Consider the following 21943-nt stretch of genomic DNA (forward strand, 5'->3'; position numbering starts at 1 on the left):
CGGCCTCACCCGTGCACAGGCGTGACGGAGGTCATGGGCGCATAGACCGGCTCGGCCACCAGGCGATAGCCCTCGCCGCGCACGGTCTGGACCCAGACGGGCGCCTTGGGGTCGGCCTCCACCTTGCGGCGCAGGCGGGTGATCTGGACATCCACCGCCCGCTCGCCCGCGCCGGCGGCGGCGCGTTCTGACAGGGTCGCGCGGCTGACCGGCTCGCCCGGCTGGGCGGCCAACGCATGCAGCAGCGCGGCTTCCCCGCCGGTCAGGCGCACCGGCTGGCCGTCGCGCGTCAGGCGCAACGTCGTCATCTCGAACATCCACTCGCCGAAGCTGACCCGGGCGGGGCCGAGCTTGCGGGGCAGGGAGCGGCGCAGGATCGCCTGCACGCGCAGCACCAGCTCTTCGGGCTCGAACGGTTTGGCCAGATAATCATCCGCACCCAGCGACAGGCCGCGAATGCGGTCTTCCGGCTCGCCGCGCGCGGTCAGGAGGAGGATCGGCGTGGCGGCGCGTTCACGCACGCGCCGCGTCACCTCGAACCCGTCCAGGCCTGGCATCATCACGTCGAGAATCACCAGATCGAAGCTGATCTGCTCCATCAGGGCCAGGGCGCGCGCGCCGTCGGGCGCGGGGGACACCCGCAGGCCCTTCTCGCGCAGAAAGCGCGCCAGCAGCTCGCGGATGCGGTCATCGTCATCGACGACCAGCACGTGGTGGGGGCGGGGTTCAGACATGGCGCGCCGCGGTCATGGCGTGATCATGCCTCAGCGCGCGCATTGCGCCAATGGCTGCGCGCCAGCGCGGTTGGCGGAAGATCGGGTCCGGTCAGCCGGGCGTGTCCTAGCGCGCCTGGGCCATCTTGCGCGGCGCGGCGTGCTTGGGCGATGGCGGGTTCAGGCTGCGCACCGACTCGCTGACGATCGTTCCGATGATCGCGATCAGGATCCTGGAGATCACCGTCAGGAACACCAGAAGGATGGTGGCCTTGTTCACGAAAATCTCGAGGAAGTTATTGTATCGCGCCGGCAGGCCCGTGCCCGTCATATAGCGCTCCACGTCGGACGCCCATCGCAGCATGACCTGCAGGACGTCGGGAAACTGGAAGGCCAGAACGCCAAGGATCAGATAGGACAGAACAAACGCCAGAAAGAGCGTAATGCTCAGGCGCAGCGACCGGCCGGTCAATTGACCCAGAAGGCCCATGGGCAGACTCCCTCAAATCATCGCGGGCCCCCTCGGACCCGGTCATGCCATGCGGGCCAGTTTAGCAGACCGCGCGCGGCGCGTCTCGCCAGCCTTGCCCTGCCCTGGCGCGCGCGCCGCCGCGCGCTATTCCACCCGCGTGATGCGCGCGGCGCTGCCGTCGGCTGTCCAGGCATTGGTCTCATAGCTCTCGCCCACCGCCAGTTCGCGATAGGGCTTGCAAATCTCGTATTCCGGCTCGGTGCGTGAGGCGGCCTGGAACAGGACGCACAGCGTGCGGCCGTCAAACTGCCAGGAGCCCGAGCGCGGCCGGGAATCCTGATAACTGCCTCCGCGGCGGAACTGGGCTGTGTAGCGCCCCTGCCGGGTCTCGACCGCGTAGACGCGTCCCTCCGGCCCCAGTGCGGACTGGGCCTGCGCAGACGCCGGCGCGGACATCATCAGGGCGGCCCCGGCGGGCAGCGCCAGCGTCGCGGTCAGCATGGTTTTCACTAAACGTCTCATGGCCCTACACCCCCCCACGATCGCGCCAATCGGCAGACTTCACCATCGCGAGGCGGGACGCAAGAGGCGGGCCAAGTTGCAATTGGCGCAAAAAAGCCCCGCGCCGGGGTGCGGCGCGGGGCCCGGGGCAGACGGCAGGGCGGGTTATTCGACTCGCAGGATCGTGACTTCCACGCCGTCTTGCGACCATTCGGTGGTCACGTTCGACTCGCCGACTTCAAGATCGGTCCAGGTTCCGCACGACGGCTCCTCGCTTTCGGCGCCGGTCAGGCACAGGACGCCGTCTTCCAGGGTCTAGGTCCCGGCGCTGGTTGTTTCGCCAGCTTCGATGACATAGGCGCCTTCGGCATCGAAGGCGATCGTGAACACGGCCTCGGGTTCGGTCACTTCGAACACCTGACCGGCGGGCGACGCAAAGGAGGCCGACGCCAGCAGCAGGGCTGACGCAGCGCCAAAGAGAACACTCTTCATGACGATTTTCATCCGGGTAGCTCCGGCCATCAGCGCACTGTCCTCGACAGCGGCTCCGGAGCGAGGCGGACATTATCACGCCTATTGGCGCGCGCAATCGCCTTTATAGGCAGGCGGTCACGGCGTTCAGTGCCGGCGTCCCCAGGTCAGAGCGCACGCCAGATCAGTACGGCGGCCAGCGCGACGACCAGGGCGATCGCCGAGAAGATCAGCGACCGGCGCAGCACGCGTTCCTGCCCCGGCTTGCGCACGCCCTGGCGGGCGTCGGTCTTGGTCGTTTCTTCGGTCATCGGGCGCGTCTCCAGTAGCTTCAGCGTGTTCAGCTTAGACGGGCGCACACCGGACGGCTACCGCCGGGTGCGATCAATCGGCAGGCGCAGCAGGGACTTCCGCGCGGGAGGAAAAAAATGGTTAACGAAGCCTTATGCTCGCCGCTATTCACGCGCTATAGTGATCAGAATCGCGGGTTGGCGGCATCAAGGGGGAGGCGCCGGCTCCAGTCTCGAAGGGGTTCGCCATGTCGTTATCCGCCGCCGCCAAAGTGTTCGCCATCGCCGCAGTCTTCATTGCGGCCCCCGCTATCGCCGATAACGCGCGCTGGGCGTCGGCCCAGCAAAGCGGATGGGGCGGCTATTACGCCGCGACGCCGCTGGACGAATGCCGCCGCTCGGCCGGGGGCGAGCTGGAAATGCGCGCCTGCCTGTCGCGCCTGCTGCTTGAAGCCGAAAGCCATTACGACATCACCTATCAGCGCCTGATCTCCATGGTCACCGGGCGCGAGGACAGCTTCCAGCGCGCCACCGAGGCCGAGGCGCTGCGCTTTGCGCGCGAAACCTGGCGCAGCTATCTCGATTTCCAGTGCGATTTTGAAGGCGCGATGCTGGGCCATACCTATGCCGAGCGGAATCTGCAGGCGACGTCCTGCCGTGTGTCCTTGCTGCGCTCCCAGCGCGCACGCCTGGCCGAGCTCGCCGGCCAGATCGATGCGGGCCATGTCCAGCCAGGACAGCCGACCAATCCCGGACAGCCGGGCCAACCGGGACAGCCGGGATGGCCCACAGACCCCACCCAGTGCGAGGGTCCGTTCTGCGCGGTGGAGACCGAGCGCTTCCAGCAATGGACGGCCAGCTGCCGGCGCGGCGGGATGTGCGGCGCCCATACCACGGCGGGCGGAAGCGGCCAGTCCGATCACCGGCTGGAGCTGCGCGCCCGGCCGACGGGTCAGGGCTATGACATCGTGTTCACCTCGGACCAGCACCCGGTAGACGGCGCGCGCGCCATTTCGGTGCGCGTCGATGGCCGCAACCCGGTGGTGTTCCGGCCCCAGACCCACTACTCGGCCGATGCGTCGGGCGCGTTCGTGCTGTCTGATCCCGATTCCACCTCCCGCCTGATCACCGCCATGCGCCGCGGCGGCCGTCTCACCGTCCAATATGTCGACACGCGCGGCCAGGACCGGCTGGCGACCTTCTCGCTGATGGGCGTGAGCCGGTCGCTGGAGTGGATCGATGTGCGCCTGAACCGCCCGCGCTACTGAAGCCGGGCGGAGTCAGGGCCGGCCTCAGACCGGGCGTCAGACTTCGGCGCGCGGATCGCGAAGAACAGCGCGTAGATCACCGGCACCGCCACCAGCGTGATGATGCTGGCGAAGGCCAGGCCGGAGATGATGGTCATCGCCATGCCCTGGAAGAAGGCGTCGCCCAGAAGCGGCGTCATGCCCAGAATGGTGGTCCCCGCCGCCAACAGGACCGGCCGCAGACGGCTGACCGAGCCATCCACCAGCGCGCCCCAGGGCGCTTCGCCCTCGCGGATGCGCCGGTCGATCTCGTCGATCAGCACGATGGCGTTCTTGATCAGCATGCCTGACAGGGACAGAAGGCCCAGAAGCGCGGTGAAGGAAAAAGCGATCCCGGTCGCGAGCAGGCCCGCCGTCACGCCCACGATGGACATGGGCACGATCAGCCAGACGATGAGCGGCTGGCGCACGGTCATGAACAACAGGAAGCTTACCGCCAGCATGACCAGGAAGCTGATGGGCAGCACCCCGCCCAGCGATTCATTCGCCATCTGGTTGGCTTCATACTCGCCGCCCCATTCCACGCTATAGCCGCGGGGCAGATCCATGGCGGTCACCACGGCTGAGAAGCGGGCGAAGGCCTGGGCCGCCGTCTCGCCGGGCCGGGGATTGGCCTGGACGGTCAGGGTGCGCACCTTGTCGCGGCGCAGGATCAGCGTCTCTTCGGCTTCCAGCGTGAAGCCCGACACCACCTGGCTCATGGGCACATAGGCGTACTGCGCCGGGCTCCAGATCAACCGGTCGGACAGATTGTCCGGCTGGGCGCGTTCGCTGGCCGGCGCGCGCGCCACAATGGGGATGAGGTCGATGCCTTCGCGGTAGACGCCGATCTGGTCGCCGTCTGTGGCCAGGCGCAGCGCCTCGCCGATATCGCCGCGTGTGACGCCCACCGTGCGCGTGCGCGCCTCGATGATCTGCGGCGTCAGGATCAGCGCCTGATTGCGCCAGTTGGTGCGCAGATCGCGCACGTCCGCCTCCTCGCGCAGGCGTACGATCGCCGTTTCGCCCAGCTCGCGCAGGACATGGGAATCAGGACCCTGGAAGCGCGCCTCCAGCTGGGCGCCCGACGGCGGGCCGAACACGATGCGGTCCGAACGCGCCTGCACATGGGGATAGTCCTGCGCCAGGTAGTCCAGAATGCGCGCTTCCACGTCCGGAATATCGCTCATGTCTTCGGTCTGGACGATGAGCTGGGCGAAGGCGGCGTTGGGTTGCTCGGTGTTATAGGTCAGCATGAAGCGCGTGGCGCCGCGGCCCGCAAACGCGTCCACCTGGGTGACGCCCGGCTGTCCGCCGGCCCAGCGCGCCAGATCCCGGGCGAGATCGCGCGAAGCGAGCACGTCCGTGCCCTGGGCCTGGGTCAGGCTGACGAAGAACATCGGCGTGTTGGAATTGGGAAAGAAGGACGCCTTGACGAAGCCGAAGCCCCAATAGCTGGTCACGGTGATGGCGGCGAGCACGCCCATGGTGATCCAGCGGCGTTTCAGCGCGCCGGTCAGGATCGCGCCATAGCCGCGATAAAGCCGCCCGGAATAGGGGTCCGCGACGGTCCCGCGTTCGGACTTGAACAGATGATAGGCGATCATCGGACCCACGGTGAGCGCCAGCACCCAGCTGAGCATCAGCGAGATGGCGATCACGGCGAACAGCGAAAACAGAAACTCGCCGGTTGAGTCCGGCGACAGGCCGATGCCGGAAAACGCCATGATGCCGATCACGGTCGCGCCCAGGAGCGGCCATTGGGTATTCGCGGCGGCGTCCTCGGCGGCCTTCAGGCGCTTGACCCCGCGCTGCACGGCGACCTGCATGTTTTCGGTCACCACCAGGGCGTTATCGACCAGCATGCCCATGGCGATGATCAGCGCGCCCAGCGAGATGCGCTGCATGGTGATGCCGAACACCGACATGAAGAACAAAGTGCCCATGACGGTGAGCAGCAGCACCGAGCCCACGGCGACGCCCGCGCGCCAGCCCATGGTCAGGCACAGCACGCCGATCACGATGCCCACCGACAGGGTCAGCGAAATGAGGAAGTTGTTGATGGAGCTATCGACCACCCGGTGCTGCTGGTAGATCGGGGCGATCTCCACGCCCAGCGGCAGCTCCTGCGCGATCAGCGCCAGGCGCGCTTCGACCGCGCGGCCCACATCCACGATATTGGCGGTGGGCAGGCCGGACACGCCCAGCGTGAACGCCGCCTCGCCATTGTGGAAGATATAGACTTCGGCGCGCTCCACGGGCGCGCGGATCACGTCGCCCAGATCGGACAGGCGCAGGGTCTGGCCGGAATCGCGCGGCGAGATGAGCAGGTTGGAAATGGATTCCACCCCGCCGATGGAGCCGGGCATGTCCACGCGCACCCGCAGATCGCCGGCGGTCACCTCGCCGGCGGACACCACCACATTCTCACTGGAGAGGGTTTCGAGCACCTGGCCCACGGGCAGGCCGAGCCGGACCAGGTTTTCCTGCGGGATTTCGATATAGATGCGCTCTTCGGGCACGCCGTCGGTGGAGACTTTCGATACGCCATCGGTGACCAGAAGCTCGCGGCGCAGCAGCGCGGCGATGTCGCGCACTTCGGCGTCGGTATAGCCCGGCGCGGTGACGGCATAGAAGATGCCATAGACGTCGCCGAAATCATCAATCACCTGCGGCTCGCCCGCGCCCGGGGGCAGGCCGGGGGCCGCGTCGCTCAGGCGCTTGCGCAGCTCGTCCCAGATCTGGGTGAGGTCACCGGAGTCATACCGGTCGGCGATCTCCACCGTGATCTCGCTGATCCCGGGCTGGCTCTTGGAATAGACCGCTTCCAGCTGCGGCATTTGCTGGATGGCGGTTTCCAGCCGCTCGGTCACCTCGCGCTCCACCTCTTCAGCGGACGCGCCGGGATAGGCGGTGTAGACCAGCGCCTGCTTGATGGTGAAGGCCGGATCTTCCAGCTGGGCGACCGTGTTGATCCCGTAAATCCCCCCAAAGAAACAGGCCAGGATGACCATCCAGGTCAGCACCGGCTTTTCGATGGACAGGCGCGCCACAGACATGGCGGCGTTGGTCTTTATGTCCGCCATGGCGAATATCCCGAGTGAGTGTCAGCGAACCCTAGCGGCCGGAAGCAAGACCGTTGCGCCCCTGCATGGGGCGGATAGGCATGCCGTCGAACAGGGCGCTGACGCCGGTGGTGACGATCTGCTCGCCCGGCTCCAGCCCGTGGCGGATCACCACCGTGTCGCCGCCCATGGGGCCGACCTCGACGTCACGGGCACGCACCTGTCCCGCCTCCGGGTCATAGACCCAGACGCGGAAACCCCCGTCCGGCGCGGCGCTGAGCGCGCCGGCCGCCACGCGCACCAGCGCCGGTTCGGACCCGGTCAGGGCCTCAAGCGAGACCATCACCGTGGCGGTCATGCCCGGCAGGATATTGCCCGGCAGGTCCGGCGGCAGGGCGAACACCGCCGTATAGGTGCGCGAGGCTGGTTCCGGCTCGGCGCCCAGCTCGCGGAAGGTCAGCGGGAAGGTCTCCCCGGGCAGGAAGGGGAAGCGCGCGACCAGCTCGGCGGGCTGGTTCTGGTCGACCACCGCCACGATGCTTTCGGGGATCTGGATCGCCACGCGCAGCTCGCTCATGTCCTGCAGGCGCGCCACCGGCTGGCCGGCGGCCACAGTGGTGAAATTGTCCACCAGACGGCGCGAAACCAGACCCTGAAACGGCGCGTTGATGGTGGCGTAGCGCAGGTTCTGACGCGCGGTCTCCAATGACACGCTTTGCAGATCAAATTCGGTCTGGGCCTGTTCCAGCGCCGCGTCTGACGCGATGCCGCGCTCATTCAGCGTGCGCTGGCGTTCCAGATTCTGGCTGGCCTGCTGGCGCTGCACTTCGGCCTGACGCACCGCGCGGGCGAAATCCGCCGCGTCCAGCCTTGCGACCACCTCGCCTTCGGGGAGGATCTGGCCTTCCACGACGGGAAAGTCCGCCAGGCGCCCGCCCACCTGGAAGGCGAGATCGACACTCAGGCGCGGCTCCACGCGGCCGACAAATTCGCGCAAGGCGGCGGCGTCGCCGCTGCTCACCGTCTCGACCCGCGCCAGGCGCGGGACGGGTTCTGTCTCCACCGGCGGCGGGCTGCAGGCGGCGATGATCAGCATGACGGCCAGAGAGACCATGGCGGCGGCGCGGGTCATTTTGGGGAGGGCTCCGAAACCAGCTGGATGAGCCGGGCTTCAACGGCCTCTTGCTCATCAGGGGTGATCATGTCGAGGCCGAGCAGGTCGGCCAGATGAATGCCGTCAGCGGCCAGAAGCGCGATGCGCGCCATGACCGGATCGGGCGCGCGCCCGATCACGTCTTCGCGGATGCGCGTCATCATCTCGCGCACCGGATCGAGCAGTTCGGGCGATTCCGCCGCAGCGGCGAGCAGGGCCATCGCGACGTCGCGATTGGCGTGCTTGAAGGTCAGCAGGGCCTGCAGCAAGGCCGCCACAGGATTGGCGCCGCTGGCTTCGGCGCCTTCCAGCGCGGCTTCGCAATCATGTTTGGCCTGGGCGATCAGGCGCGAGACCATGCCTTCGATCAGCGCCTGCTTGGATGGGAAATTGTAGAGCACGCCGCCCTTGGAGAAGCCGCTTTCGCGCACCACGGCGTCTATGGTGAGACGTCCCGATCCTTCGCGCGATACCACGCGTTCGGCCGCGTCCAGGATCACATCACGCGTGGCTGGCCGGACGGTGTCAGCGCTGGCGTCGGTGGAGGAACGGGTGTCAGCCATGGAGGGGTCCGGGGATTGCTGCAGTGCATCTATACCGTCTGGTCGGTTTTTATCTAGACCGTCCAGACGGACGGTTCAAGACGCGGCGCATGAAATTTTCGCCATATCCGGGAGGCCAGCCGGGCCCGCGCTGTATGACATTTCCTTGAAATTGCGATTCCAGCCGCAGGAATTGCTTTGCCGCGTGCGCCCGGCGCGGTATCCGGGCGCGGAGGGGCGCTGCGCGCCAGCGGAACGGGGATGGTGATGCCGGATCTGGCTTCAGTCGCGATATTGGGCGTGCCGCTCTGGGCGCTCATCGGTTTCCTGTTTGCGGCGTACGCCATCGTCGCCAACGACGTGATCCAGACCCTGGGGACCTTCCTCGCCTCCAACGCCAAACGGCCCTGGCTGATCCTTTGGGCGTTCGCCTCGACCATCATCGTGATCGTGATGGTGTATGGGTATTTCGCCTATGATGGGGACATCGCCTACGGGCGCCTCAACCGCATCCCGTTCCCGGATACCGGCATCCAGTGGTGGCACGTGCTGCCGCCGCTGGCCCTCTTGGTGCTGACCCGGTTCGGCATCCCGGTCTCCACGACCTTCCTTGTACTGACGATCTTCACGCTGACCGGCGGCGCCGCCACCGCAGGCGTGCTGGGCGACATGATGATCAAGAGCCTGATCGGATACGGCGTGGCGTTCGCCACGGGCGGGATCATCTTCGTGGTGATCGCCCACGCGTTTGAAAAATGGGTGGCGCGCACCGAGGTGGAGGAGGACAGCCATCCCTGGTGGACCATCCCCGCCGTCGCGTTGCTGATCTGCGTGCTGGTCTATCTGCTGGTCAACGGCCCCACCCTGCCGGGCGCGGACAATCTCAACATGATCGGCGCCGGGGCGGTGGTCGCGTTCGCGGTGCTCGTGGCGGTCTTCACACGGCGCTTCAACACCTGGTATGTGCTGCAATGGCTGTCCACGGGGTTCCTGTGGTCGCAATGGCTGATGCAGGATCTGGCCAATATTTTCATCTACCTGCCGCGCGAGACCACATTGCTGCCCGATGGCAGCGTGCAGGTCACCTTCTCCATCGGCTTGTTGATTTTCACCACCCTGCTGATGGTCGGTCTGCACGCCATCATCTTCGCCGCGCGCGGGGGCGAAATTCAGAAGATCGTCCTGCGCAAGACCAACACGGTGGACGTGCGCTCGGCCACGGTGGTGGACTTCCTCTACGGGTTGATCCTGATGTATTTCAAGGAGCTCAACGATATCCCGATGAGCACCACCTATGTCTTCCTGGGCCTGCTGGCGGGCCGGGAGATCGCGATCACCTTTATGACCCGACTGCAGCCGCGCGGCGCCGCCGTGAAGGACGTGGCCGCCGATATCGGCCGCGCCGGGATCGGTCTGGCGGTGTCGGTGACGCTGGCGCTCATGCTGCCCTTCATGGCGACGGGCCAGTTCCCGGACATGATCCAGGCGCTGTTTGGCTAGAGCGCCGGTCAGAAGGCCGGCTTGAAGACGCCTACCGCGCCGATGACGATCAAGAGGGCGTAGAGGCCCAGCACCCACAGCCGCGTGCGGTTCATGGCGCGCAGGAGCGGGACTTCGGTCGCGTCGCTGGAGCCGTCCGTGATCAGCCGCTTCAGGAGCGGGCCGACGGGCGTGTAGCTCACGTCAATCATGATCGCGATGGCGAAGATGGCGGTGAACAGCCCCGCTTTCAGCGCCAGCCAGCCCGGCAGGTCCAGCCAGCCGGCGGGCCCGGCGAGCGTCAGCGCCACGAAGCCCAGCGTGAGGGCGATCTTCAGCCAGAACTCGATTGTTTTCAGACGCGCTGCCAGCGGCGTCTCGGCGTTGAGATAGGCGCCCCATACCAGTCCCAGCCAGATGAACCCCACCGCCCAGCTCAGCGCCACGAGCCAGCCCGGCAGGGGCGCCCAGCTCACCGCGATCATGGAGATCGACACCGGAACCATCAGCGCCCAGGCGGTCCGCGGTCCCATATCGTTGAGCACCAGGAGCTTCAGGAAATGCAGGCGGGTCTCCAGCGGATAGCGGCGCTTGCGGAAGTGCTGGCCCAGGATGAACACGCCGATATCGCCACCCAGCCAGACGGCGAACAGAACGATATGGCTGAACACCAGCGCGTTGTAGATCCAGTCTGCGCTGATCATGGTGCGTCCCTCCGCCGGTGTGTCCGGCGCGCACCAAAGCGCCCGCGGCGGGCCTCGTCAACTTTGTTCGGACAAATTTATTGCGGGTAGCCTCAGTCGTACTCTGTGCGCCAGCTCACCGCCACCGACGCGTCGCCATCGCCGCGCAGGCGCGACAGGAGCGAGATCGAGCGCGTCAGCGCCCACTCGATCTGCGTGGTCGGACCGCCATCGGACCCGGCGCTTTCCAGCTCCAGATACACCGTGTCGGTGAGATAGCGCCCGCCGGCCACCACGGTCTGACCGCCCGAATCGGTGCGTACCCCGAACGTGTCGAGCCCGGTGGCCTGGCGCAGGGCGCCCAGCGGATCAAAGGCCGATCCGCCCGACAGCGACGCCAGAGATGCGGCGAGCTGGGCGTACTCCACCGCGCTGAGATTGGCTGCGCCCTCGCCGAACACCAGCCGGGCGGCGATCTCGTCTTCTGGCAGGGCGGGCGTCGAGGCCAGCGCGATGCGCGGATCGCGCGCCGTGCCCCGCACGCGCACGCGCGCGGTGATGTCGCGGGCCTCGCGCGCCAGCGAGATGTCGAGCTGGGCTTCGCCCGGATCGCCATTGAGGGTGACGCGCCCGGCCTCCAGCTGGAACACCCGGCCCAGCATGTCCGCCCGGCCGCGCTCGGCATTGATCACGCCGCTGACATGGGGGGCGTCCAGCGTGCCGGTGATCTCCAGATTCATCGACCACTCGGTGTCGAAATTGGGTCCGCGCACGAAGATGCGCGCCGGGGCGCTGACGGCGTAGTTCAGCCGGATCGGGGTGGCGCGCTCCCGGGCTTCGCGATTGCCGCCCGGGGCGTTGATCTCGGTCACGGTGATGTAGGGGATGGAGGGCCGCGAGGCTTCCGGCGGGCGAATCTCGGCGCGGTCAATTACGGCGGCGCCGGTGATCAGGCCTTCTTCATCGGCAAACTGAAAGCGCACATCGCCCGTGCCGATGGCTTCCAGATCCGGGCTGCCGGCCAGGCGGAAGCGGCGGAAATCGACATTGAGATCGGCTTCCAGCATGCCCAGACCCTCCGGCCCGATGCTCACCTCGCCTGCGCCGCTCAGCGTGCCGGCATCGCCATCGGTTGCGGTGAGGCGCTCCACGATCAGGCTGGACTCGCTGAAACGGGCGAGCAGGGAGATCGCCTCCACTGCCAGCCCGGCGCGGCCGTCCCGGAAGACGCCGTCCTCCAGCCCCAGACTGCCCTCAAAGCGCGGCGTACCGACCGTGCCGGTCAGGCGCGCAGAGACATTCGCCTCTCCAGAGAGGGTCTGGGCGGCGGCCAGATGGAAGGCGGCCAGCGCCCCGATCTCGCCTTCCACCAGAGCCTCGCCGGACAAGGCAGCCCCGGGACGCATCAGATCATCGGGCCCGCCCACAGGCCCGCTGGCGATCTGCCCGTTGGCGCGGGCCGTCAGGCCGACGCCTTCGGCGCTGGCAGTCAGCGTGAGGCCGGTTTCGTCGAGGACCAGGCGCACCTCACCGGCCAGGTCTTCGGCGTCGGGCGCTTCGAGCGGGCGCAGGCCGGAGCCTGACAGGGTGGCGTCCGCGCGCCAGACGCCATCGGTCCGGGTCGCGGTCAGATCGCCGGTGAGCAGGCCGATGACCGGGCTGCGCGCCCGGCGCAGGGACAGAATGCCCGCCGGAACCGAGTCCAGGCTCGCCGTGAGGGTGGGCGTCTCGCCCCCGGCGCCGCTCGCGCGCAGCTCGCCATTGCCGATGCGCAGAGCCAGATCGAGGGACGGGACGGGACCGGCCTGCACCTCCATGGGTTCCAGCGTGGCGATGGCGAAGGGGCCGTAACGTCCGTCCAGCGTCACTTGAGCGCCCGGCTCGCCGGTCAGCCGCAGGACGCCGTCGGCTTCAGCGTTGAACGCGGCCCCATAGGCGCCGTCGGCCTCCAGGCGTATGGCGACGGCGTCGAGCGGTCCGTTGAGGGTCAGGAGGAAGCGGTCGAGATAGGCCAGATCCTCGCCCACAATGTCTTCCGCCTCGGCGCGCACGGCGATCATGCCTTCGCGAAGTTCGGCCTGAAGCGACATCTCGCCAAACCCGCTGACCGGGCTGACGATCAGATCGGCGCCGATAATCTCCGGTCCCACTGAAGCCGTGCCGTCAATACGTACGGCCGCCAGCTGGCCGTCCAGCCGGCTGAGCTGAAGGGTTTCGCCGTCGCGGGCGAACTGCGCGCCCACATCCACCGGTCCGCGGTCGCTGGCGCCGGTCAGGCGCCCGGCGCCGGACAGCGCGTCCAGCGGACCCGAGGCTTCGACGCGCAGGCGCGCGCCGGTAATGCCCAGCGGACCGGCGCTGAGCGCGCCCGCCGTCGCATCCAGCCGCACGTCGAGGCCTTCGGGGCCATATTGCGCCTTGAACGCCGCTTCCAGCGCGCCTTCGAGAGTCAGGGCGGCCAGGGGTGATGAGCCTGACCAGGCCAGATCTCCGTTGAAGCGCCAGTCATCGCCCGCCTGCTCGCCGCGCGCCTCGAGCACGAATTGCGGACCTTCAGCGCTGACCACATCCAGATACAGCCCGCTGCCCGCCTCGCGCCGGCCCGACACGGCGGCGGACAAGGGCGCTTCCAGGCGTTCGGCCAGTTCGCCCGCCGGCGTGAAGCCGTCCAGCTGCGCGTCAAAATTCAGCGCGCCGGCGAAATCGCCTGCCGCGTTGAGCGCGATGGCCCCCTCGCCCTCGATCAGGTCAACGAGACGATTGAACCGGGCGCGGTCCGATTGCGCCGCCATGCGCCAGCGGCGCTCAGGCACCGACACGCCGCCTGATCCGGAGAAGACCCCGGTGGGCAGGCGCGCCACATAGCTGTGCATCTCGATGCTGGTGTCCTCGCGCACGAAGGTGAAGTCGGCGGCGATTTGTGGCGTCTGGCCGATCAGGCGGTCGAGCGCATCGACATCGTAGGACGCGCCGGTGACGGCGAGCTCGGTATTGATGCGCGGCGCATCCAGCCCGCCTTGCGTGGACACCGGACCGCTGACAGCGCCCATCCTTATGCCGCCGGGCAGGGTGACGGCGCGTCCGGCGATCTCGCCGGTGAAGACCGGATTCTCGCCTGACAGGTCCGCCACGCCGTCAATGGCCAGATGCTCGGCCTGTACCGCGTCATTGGTGGCCAGCGCCACCAGCGCGCTGCGCGCCTCCAGCTCAATCTGGCCGATGCGCGGAGCGGTCATGGCCACCTGGAGCCGGGCGTTGGGCGCTTCGATCAGCGCAGTGAGCCCGCTGATATCGGGCGCGGTGATGCCTTCGCGGCCCAAAGGCGCGCGCGCCTCCACGCTCAGCGTGCCGCCGAGGAGCTGCGAGATGCGCGCCAGCCGGCTCCAGGCGTCGGGCCGGACCTGACCAGACGCCTGCGCCACACGGTTCGCCCAGGTCAGGCGCGCGTCTACGGCCAGGTCATCGCCGATATAGATCTCGGCGTCGCCCGCCCCTTCATCCAGCGTGCCGGACGCGGTGACGACGCCGGTGGCGCCCTGGGTTTCAGCGTCGAGCAGGCGCGACAGCAGGCCGCCCGGCGGCGCGTCGAAGCGGGCGTCCAGTATGATCGTGTCGGAAAAATCGATCTCGGCGAGCAGGCGGTCGCCCACAGCGTCAGTGCGCTGGGCGTCCAGTTCGCCGAGCCAGCGTCCGCCATCATGGCGCAAATCGCCCGACAGGGCGTAGACGGCGGCCGGACCGGCGACGCCTTCGGCCAGGCGGATGGCGTCAAAGCGCGCTTCGCCCACGCGAATGCCTGGCAGGCGGGACAGATCAAACCCGCCGTCAGAAGGTGGCCGCTCGGCGCGCACGGGACGGCGCGACATCGCCACCTCGCTCACCGTGAACGTCTCGATGCGCAGCACGTAACGGCGCAGAGTCCAGGGCGACCAGGCAATGGTTACGTCGCGCGCGTCGAGCCACACGCCGTCGGCATCGCGCACCCGGATGCGGTCAATCTCGAAACGGCCCAGCACATTGCCGCTGACCGCGCCGATCTCCACCTCGCCATAGCCCGCGATCTCGCGCCCGTTGACGGTCTCGCGCACCAGCTCGCGCCCGAAGGGGCCGCTGAGCAGCAGCAAGCCGGACACGATCACCACCGCCAGAATAACCAGCAGCGTGGTGAGCGTCGCGCCAACGCCGATGGCCCAGCCGCGCCAGCGGCGCCGCCGCTTCGGGGCGGGGGAGGCGGGTGTCATGTCCGCCATCAGAAGGCCTGTCCGATGGAGATGTAGATCTGTATCCAGTCCTCGTCCGGGCGCCGGTCCAGCGGCGTGGCGATGTCAAAGCGCAGCGGGCCGAAGCCGGGATAATAGCGCACGCCCAGCCCCGCCCCGTAGCGGATATCGCCCAGGTTCGGGCTGAGCTCCGGCCCGGCCGCTCCGCCATCGATGAAGGCGGTGAAGCCCAGGCGTTCCGACCGGCGCCAGCGCGCCTCGGCGCTGAACTCGGCCAGCGACCGTCCGCCGAACACCTCGTCCTCGCCGGTGTCGGGATTGAAGCGCCGGGGCGAGAGCGACTGGAAGTCGTAACCGCGCACCGACCCGCCGCCGCCGGCATAGAAGCGCTCGTCAGCGGGCAGGGCGTCCGGGGACGTGCCAAGAATGGCCCCGGCGCGCACGCGCGCGGCCAGCACCAGCGTGTCGCTCAGCGGATAATAGGCGCGCATGCCGCTTTCCACGCGGATATAGCGCGTCTCCTGGCTGCCGATGGACCAGCCCGGCGCGGCGGTGGCGTTCAGATAAATGCCGCGCTGGGGGTCCAAAAGACTGTCGCGCCCGTCCCAGATCACCCCGCTGGGCAGTGAGAGCGTGGTCGCTGACCGCGTGCCCAGCACATCGGTCACCCGGGCGGTCTGGAGCCGCGTCCCGGCGGTGACGCTCAGCCGGTCCGTGACCTGCCGGGCGACGGATGCCGATACGCGAAACACATCCTGATCAAAGGCGTCAGTGCGCTCGGCCAGAAGCTCGGCGCTGAGGGTCAGGTCCTGACCATAGCGGCGCCAATGGGGCACGGTGAGGCGGGTGACGAAGCCCTGCACCAGCTCGGCGGCCTGACCGCTGATCAGCAGCGTCTCGTCGCCGCGGAACATGTTGCGCCGGGTCCAGGCGGCCTCTGCGCCCGCGCCTTCGGAGGTGGACCAGCGCACGGCGCCTTCGATGCGGTGGCGCGGCGTGGGATCGGCGCGCACGTCCACCGGGCGCAACCCGTCCTCGTCATCGGGCGCCAGGCGCACATCGGCCACCGAGACTGATTGCAGGACCTGCAGGCGGCGGCTGTACTCATTGAGCGCGCTGCGGTTGGCGGGATCGCCGATCTCGTACGGCGCCAGGCGTTCGATGAAGCCGGGGCGCAGATCGGCCAGACCGCCGGCGAATTGCGGCGCGCCCAGACGGATGAAGGGGCCGGGGTGGAAGCGGAAGGCGGCGTCGGCGCTCCGGGTGGCGTGATCGACGATGATGTCGTGCTCGCCCTCGCGCGCTTCAAGATAGCCGTTCTCGTGCAGCAGCGTCACGACGCGTCCGCGCGCCTCGATGACGTCGGCGGAGACCACCGGATCGCCAACGGCCAGCTCCAGCGCGTCCTGCGCCTCGCCGCCGGGCGCGCCGGGCGCATCGGCGTCCACCCAGTCAATGGCGATGGCGTCGAACACGAAGCGCTCGCCTGTGCGCACCCGCACCACCGCCTGCCCGTCCTCAGCCACGCGCGGATCGACGACGGCGCCGTAATAGCCCTGGGAATTGAGGTAGCGTTCAAGGATGTCGCTGGCTTCGCGCGCCCGCGCCCTGGCGCGCCACGGCGCATCGGGTTCACCGGATGGCCGCGCGTCTGCCTCGCCCACCGCCCGTGACAGGGCACGCGCCAGGGCGGCGTCTTCCACGCCTTCGATTCGCGCCAGCGGCTCGGCCATCGCCGCGGCAAGCCCGAGCCAAAGTGCCGCCAGCATGGCGGACAGAAATCGTATAGCGCGAAAAATCACGTGGTCAGCACCGGGCGCGTTGTTACCCCCCGGCGCTACACTAGCGGTGCGCCCGCCTGTGCGCGAGGCGCGAGCCGCGCTGCGTGTGCAAAAACTGGCGCGCTGCGCGTGAAACTGCTGGTCTGACCCGTCGCAGGCATTAGTTTGCACACGGGGCGGGCGCGTTGGCGTCTGCAGGTGATCAGGGCGCAGTCACATGTCCGCAGACGGGACTTCGCAGGGCGGTTCGGGGCGGGAGTTGGCCGGGTGGCTGCAGATCGCCGCCGTGGCGCTGGTGGTGCTGGCGGCGATCGCTGCAACTTTTGCGCTTATGAGCAGTGGTGAAACCGGCGGGACGCCGCCCGAGGCGCGCGCCGCCGCGCCTGTGCGCGTCATCCAGCCCGAGACCGTCAGCCACCGCGTGCAGGTCGCGCTGACGGGGACCGTGACGGCCAGCGCCTTCATCGACATGGCGCCGCAAGTGGGCGGACGGATCACCGCCGTCTCCCCCGCCGTGCGCGCCGGCGGGGCGTTCGAGGCCGGTGAGACTCTGTTTGAAGTCGACCGTCGCGATTACGAGATCGCCGAAACCCGCGCGCGCGCCGGGATCGCGGATGCGCGCAGCGCGCTCAATCAGCTCGACGCCGAAGCGGCGATCGCCCGGCGCGAATGGGAGCGGATGTATCCCGAGCGTGAAATCACGCCGCTGGCCGCCCGCGCGCCGCAGCTGGAGGCCGCCCGTGCCCGCCTGCTGGCGGCCGAAGCCGAACTCGCCCAGGCGCGGCTCAATCTGGAGCGCACCCGCGTCAGCTTCCCCTTCGCCGGGGCCGTGACCGAAAGCCGGATCGAGCTCGGCCTGCTGGTGGCGCCGGGTCAGCCCTATGGCCAGGTCTATGCCGCCGAGCAGATCGAGCTGGTGGCGCCCGCGTCGCCCGCTGATCTGGCCCGGCTTGAGGGCGCGGACGGGCGCGCGGCGCAGATCATGATCGAGGGCCGCGCGGCGCCGGTTCCCGGACGCGTCGCCCGGGTCGGCGCGCGGGTGGACCCGCGCACGCGCCTGGTCGATGTCTTCATCGCGCCCGAGGCCGATGCGCTGCCGGAGCTGCGCCCCGGCCTGTTCGCCACGATCACGCTGGACGGTCCCGAGCTTGATGACGTGATGCGCCTGCCGGTCGCCGCGGTGTCGGGCCTCGACACCATTCACCGCGTTGCAGACGGGCGCATCGAGCGCACCCGCATCACCGTGCGCGCGCGCACCGCAGATCATGTGTTCGCCGCGCCGTTTGATGCGGGCGAGGGCGTCATCGTCTCGCCGGTGCCGGACATCCTGCTGGGCCGCCGCGCGGAGATCGTCGCACCGCCGCCGGAGCGGTCATGAGCGACCCCGATGACATCCCGCCCTCGCTGATCGAGGACTGGCCGGGCAAGGGGCTGACGACCTGGTTCGTGCGCAATCCCGTGGCGGCGAACCTGTTGATGATCCTGTTCCTGCTGGGCGGAGCGCTGACCGCCGCGACCCTGCCCACCGAGGTCTTCCCCAGCCTGTCGCCGCGCACCGTCCAGATTGCGGTGATCTATCCCGGCGCCACGCCGGGCGAGGTAGAGGAAAGCGTCACGCGGCGCGTCGAAGAAGCCGTGCGCGGCCTCGACGGCGTGGAGCGCGTGCGCTCGGTGGCGGCGGAAGGGCGCGGGACGGTCACGGTGATCCTGCGCGATTTTGCCGACGCCCAGGTGGTCAAGACCGATGTGGAGACCGCCGTGAACGGCATCGCCGGCTTCCCGCCGCAAAACGCCGAACAGCCCGAAATCCGGGTGCCGGTGCCTACCACCACGGTGCTGACCCTGGCCCTGAGCGGGCCGGTGGGTGAAGCCGCGCTGCGCCGGGCGGGCGAGCAGGCGGAGAACGAATTGCTGGCGCTGGACGGCATCTCCACAGCGCTTTTGCGCGGCGTGCGCGAGTACGAGATCGCCATCTCGGTCAGCGAAGACGCGCTGCGCCGCTTCAATATCAGCTTCTCCGAAGTCGCTGACGCGGTGCGCGCCGGATCAGTGGATCTGTCAGGCGGCGAGATCCGCACCGCGGGCGGCGATATCCTCTTGCGCACCGATGCGCGCCGGGTCACGGGCGAGGCGTTCCAGTCCATCATCATCCGCTCGGACGCGTCGGGCGCACGGGTGCGTCTGAGCGATGTGGCCACGGTCACCGACGGCTTTCGCGAAGACCCGCTGATCTCGCTGCATCAGGGCCGTCCGGCGGTGTTTCTCGACGTGCTCAACCGCCCCGGCGAGGACTTGCTGACCGTGCGCCGGGTGGTCGATGACTGGCTGGAGACCGCCGCCCTGGCGCCCGGCATTGATGTGTCGGTGGTGGTCGATCAGAGCGTGATCTTCGCCGACCGCATTGCGCTGATCACCCGCAACGCCATTCTGGGCTTCACCCTGGTGTTTGTTTTTCTGGTGCTGATGCTCGATCTGCGCCTGGCCTTCTGGGTGTCGATGAGCGTGCCCATCGCCTTCCTGGGCGGGTTTGCCGTGTTCGGCGCGGCGGGCGTGACGATGAATTTCATCACCACGTTTGGCCTGATCATCGTGCTCGGCATCGTCGTGGACGCCGCCATCGTCGTGGGCGAGAACACCGACCGCGAGCGGTCCAAGGGCCGGCGGGGCCAGGATGCGGCCCTTGCGGGCGTCACCGGCGTCGCCGCGCCGGTGCTGGTGGGCGTGCTGACCACCATCGCCGCGTTCGGGCCGCTGATCTTTACCGGCGGCACGTTTGGCGAAATCACACGGCCTATCCCCATCGTGGTGGTGTCCATTCTGGCTGTCTCGCTGTTCGCGGCCTTCCTCATCCTGCCCTCGCAGCTGTCGTCAGGCTCGGACTGGTCGCGAGGCCCGCTGGCGCGGGCGCAGGGCGCGGTGCAGCGTCATATGCAGAACTTCGCCGACGGACCGGTGGCGAGCTGGGCGCTGTTCGCGGCGCGGCGGCGCTGGCTGGTCAGCGCGGCGGGGATCGCGATGCTGATTGCGATCATGGCGATCCCGGTGTCCGGCCTGGTGCGCTTTGTCTTCTTCCCCGCCATCGAGTCCGAGCTTATCAGCGCCGATCTGCGCCTGCCCGAAGGGGCGCCGTTCGAGGAAACCCGCGCCGCAGCCGAAGCCATGATCGCCGCGGCCGAAGCCATCCAGTTTGAATATGCCGAGCGCGGCGAGCCGGTGATCCGCACTATCACCGCCACCATTGGCGGGCGCACCAGCCAGTTTGGCGGTCCGGGATCGTCGGTGAGCACCAGCGTGGCGGGCAATCTGGCGCAGATAGAACTGGTGCTGGAGCCCGCCTCCAGCCGTTCAATCCGCTCCAGCGAAATCGAGGCGCTGTGGCGCCAGGGCTTCGAGCCGCTGGCCGGGCTGGAGCGCCTGACCGTCATCTCCACCGCCGGGCCCCAGGACGCGGACATTGCCTATGAGATGACCCATCCCGACGATCGGGTGCTGGAGCGCGCGGTGCTGGAGCTGGCCGAGTATATCGGCGCGATTGAAGGCTCGCGCGACATTAATAACGGCTTCGATCTGGGCAAGCGCCAGCTCAACTTCACCCTTACACCCGCCGGTGAAGCCGCCGGGCTGACACCGGGCGATATAGCGCGCCAGGTCCGCCAGGCTTTCTTTGGCGAAGAGGTGCAGCGCATCCAGCGCGGACGCGACGAGGTGCGGGTGTTCGTGCGCTATCCTTTGTCAGACAGGCGCGATCTGGCCGGCCTGTCAGACCTGCGCGTGCGCACGCGCGATGGCAGCGCCCTGCCGCTCAGCGCCGCGGCCGAGATCACCGAAACCCGCAGCTATACCCGCATCGAACGCATCGATGGCCGCCGGATCATCGAGGTGACGGCCAATGTGGACACCGCCGTGATCACCCCGGGCGCGGCGCGCGAGCAGGTGGAAGCCTTCCTGCCCGAACTGGTGGAGCGCTATCCCGGCCTAACCTTCGCGCTGGCCGGCGCCGGGCGCGAGCAGGCGGAGGATTTCGCCAGTCTTCTGATCGGGCTGCTGTTTGCGGTGATCATCATGTATGCGCTGCTGGCCACCCAGCTGCGCAGCTATGTCCAGCCGCTGATCATTCTGATCGCCATTCCCTACGGGGTGGCCGGCGCGATCCTGGGCCATCTATTGCTCGGGTTTGACCTGTCGTTTCCGTCGATTTTCGGGATGGTGGCGCTGTCAGGCGTGGTGGTGAACGCCTCCATCGTGCTGATCGACCGGTATAACCGCACCGTGGCGAATGGCGGTGATCCGCGCGAGGCCATCGCCGAAGCCTGCGCGCGCCGCTTCCGCCCGGTGCTGATCACCACGGCGACGACCGCGCTGGGCCTGTTGCCGATCATGTCTGAATCCAGCCCGCAGGCGCAGTTTCTGGTGCCCATGGTGGTCAGCCTGGGCGTGGGGCTGATCTTCGCCTCCATCGCCATTTTGCTGTTGCTGCCAGCCTTTGTGATCGTCGTGGACGATATGCGCGCGCGGCCCGGCGCGGCCCTGTGGGCAGTGGCCGGCCTCGTCATCACAATAGGGGGGCTGATCCTGGGCGGCCTGCCCGGCGGGCTGATCGCCGCCGTTCTTGTGGCGGCGGCATATGTCGGCTGGCGCCAGATGCGGCCGCGCGCCGCCGCCGCGTCCTGAGACGGGCCGGGGTCAGACGCGCCGGCCCCACAGATTGCGGATGCGCTCGTCGGCGTCGCGGCCCAGATTGAACCAGGCGGTGCGGTCGCGCGAGGCGTCCACCACCAGCAGCTTGTCCTCGCGGGCCAGCAAATGGCTCAGCTCATTGCGCAGATGAGACGCGCTGGACGCGCCGCGCAGGATCCAGACGCCGGGCGTAATGGGCTCCACATCGCCGTGATCGGCGAGCGCGGCCTCAAAGCCTGCGGCGCTGGGCCCAGCCAGCTCGGCGACGATAATGAAATTGGCGGTGCGCGCATCGGCCGGCGCCGGACGCTTCTCTCCGGGGCTGCGCCGGGCTTCATCCAGCCAGGTCTTCAGCTGGGCGATATCCTGAGCCGATTTGAAACCGTCTTCGCGCTTGTCCGATACCGATGAGTGCGCGGCAACGCGCCCCTCGCCGATGAAGGCGCGCATCTGGGCGCCGGTATAGGGGCCGTAAACGCGGCCTTCGACTTTAACAAACCAGGACATGATGATTCCGTCGTCGCGCGGCATTGCTTCAACCTCCCGGCCCAAAATCCCTCAGATGGGCCAGCTTCACCTCCATTAGAGGCAAGATTCAGGCCGTTCCTGT

General features: G+C 68.3%; 16 protein-coding genes. 4 read left to right on the top strand and 12 right to left on the bottom strand.

What is annotated here, in order from left to right; genetic code table 11:
- Positions 1-5: 5 nt before the first annotated feature.
- From L2D01_03005 to L2D01_03025, 5 genes are all read right to left on the bottom strand, one after another.
- Positions 6-734, bottom strand: coding sequence for a response regulator transcription factor (locus L2D01_03005; GenBank protein ID WBQ10757.1), 729 nt, complete (start codon positions 732-734; stop codon positions 6-8).
- 106 nt (positions 735-840) lie between these two features.
- Positions 841-1203 (bottom strand): hypothetical protein, encoded by a 363-nt coding sequence (locus L2D01_03010; protein ID WBQ10758.1) that lies wholly within the window; start codon positions 1201-1203, stop codon positions 841-843.
- Between the two features lie 126 nt (positions 1204-1329).
- The gene (locus L2D01_03015; protein WBQ10759.1) at positions 1330-1707 is read right to left on the bottom strand and encodes a hypothetical protein; all 378 of its coding nucleotides are present in this window, start codon (positions 1705-1707) and stop codon (positions 1330-1332) included.
- 294 nt (positions 1708-2001) lie between these two features.
- A complete protein-coding gene (locus L2D01_03020) occupies positions 2002-2178 on the bottom strand; it encodes a hypothetical protein (GenBank protein WBQ10760.1) in 177 nt (58 codons plus the stop codon).
- Between the two features lie 146 nt (positions 2179-2324).
- Complete coding sequence (locus L2D01_03025) at positions 2325-2468, bottom strand: hypothetical protein (protein ID WBQ10761.1); 144 nt, start codon at positions 2466-2468, stop codon at positions 2325-2327.
- 227 nt (positions 2469-2695) lie between these two features.
- Between L2D01_03025 and L2D01_03030 the strand changes: the two genes are divergently transcribed.
- The gene (locus tag L2D01_03030; protein WBQ10762.1) at positions 2696-3715 is read left to right on the top strand and encodes a DUF1311 domain-containing protein; all 1020 of its coding nucleotides are present in this window, start codon (positions 2696-2698) and stop codon (positions 3713-3715) included.
- Here the strand turns inward: L2D01_03030 and L2D01_03035 are convergent.
- The 3 genes from L2D01_03035 to L2D01_03045 are packed head-to-tail and all read right to left on the bottom strand — an operon-like array spanning position 3709 to position 8514.
- Positions 3709-6819 carry an efflux RND transporter permease subunit gene (locus L2D01_03035; GenBank protein ID WBQ10763.1) on the bottom strand — a complete coding sequence of 1037 codons (3111 nt, stop codon included), beginning with the start codon at positions 6817-6819 and terminating at the stop codon, positions 3709-3711. The genes L2D01_03030 and L2D01_03035 overlap by 7 nt on opposite strands.
- A gap of 31 nt (positions 6820-6850) precedes the next feature.
- Positions 6851-7930 carry an efflux RND transporter periplasmic adaptor subunit gene (locus tag L2D01_03040; protein WBQ10764.1) on the bottom strand — a complete coding sequence of 360 codons (1080 nt, stop codon included), beginning with the start codon at positions 7928-7930 and terminating at the stop codon, positions 6851-6853.
- The gene (locus L2D01_03045) at positions 7927-8514 is read right to left on the bottom strand and encodes a TetR/AcrR family transcriptional regulator (protein ID WBQ10765.1); all 588 of its coding nucleotides are present in this window, start codon (positions 8512-8514) and stop codon (positions 7927-7929) included. Before L2D01_03045 ends, L2D01_03040 begins: the two co-directional genes overlap by 4 nt.
- Positions 8515-8760: 246 nt before the next feature.
- On the opposite strand from L2D01_03045, the gene L2D01_03050 reads away from it, so the two are divergent.
- Positions 8761-9993 (top strand): hypothetical protein, encoded by a 1233-nt coding sequence (locus L2D01_03050; GenBank protein ID WBQ10766.1) that lies wholly within the window; start codon positions 8761-8763, stop codon positions 9991-9993.
- Positions 9994-10001: 8 nt separating this feature from the next.
- Here L2D01_03050 and L2D01_03055 read toward each other — a convergent pair whose 3' ends face one another.
- The 3 genes from L2D01_03055 to L2D01_03065 all read right to left on the bottom strand — a co-directional run bounded on the left by L2D01_03055 (position 10002) and on the right by L2D01_03065 (position 16644).
- Positions 10002-10676 carry a hypothetical protein gene (locus L2D01_03055; protein ID WBQ10767.1) on the bottom strand — a complete coding sequence of 225 codons (675 nt, stop codon included), beginning with the start codon at positions 10674-10676 and terminating at the stop codon, positions 10002-10004.
- A gap of 92 nt (positions 10677-10768) precedes the next feature.
- Positions 10769-14896, bottom strand: coding sequence for a translocation/assembly module TamB domain-containing protein (locus L2D01_03060; GenBank protein ID WBQ10768.1), 4128 nt, complete (start codon positions 14894-14896; stop codon positions 10769-10771).
- A gap of 8 nt (positions 14897-14904) precedes the next feature.
- Positions 14905-16644, bottom strand: a complete 1740-nt coding sequence (locus tag L2D01_03065) for a BamA/TamA family outer membrane protein (protein WBQ10769.1) — start codon at positions 16642-16644, stop codon at positions 14905-14907.
- A 229-nt stretch (positions 16645-16873) separates the two neighbouring features.
- Between L2D01_03065 and L2D01_03070 the strand changes: the two genes are divergently transcribed.
- Positions 16874-18034, top strand: a complete 1161-nt coding sequence (locus L2D01_03070; protein ID WBQ10770.1) for an efflux RND transporter periplasmic adaptor subunit — start codon at positions 16874-16876, stop codon at positions 18032-18034.
- Positions 18031-21327, top strand: a complete 3297-nt coding sequence (locus L2D01_03075; protein ID WBQ10771.1) for an efflux RND transporter permease subunit — start codon at positions 18031-18033, stop codon at positions 21325-21327. The genes L2D01_03070 and L2D01_03075 overlap by 4 nt, the downstream gene beginning before the upstream one ends.
- A 12-nt stretch (positions 21328-21339) precedes the next feature.
- Here L2D01_03075 and L2D01_03080 read toward each other — a convergent pair whose 3' ends face one another.
- Positions 21340-21840 carry a DUF4339 domain-containing protein gene (locus L2D01_03080; protein WBQ10772.1) on the bottom strand — a complete coding sequence of 167 codons (501 nt, stop codon included), beginning with the start codon at positions 21838-21840 and terminating at the stop codon, positions 21340-21342.
- Between the last annotated feature and the right edge of the window lie 103 nt (positions 21841-21943).

Source organism: Hyphomonadaceae bacterium ML37, assembly GCA_027627685.1.
GTDB lineage: Bacteria > Pseudomonadota > Alphaproteobacteria > Caulobacterales > Maricaulaceae > Oceanicaulis.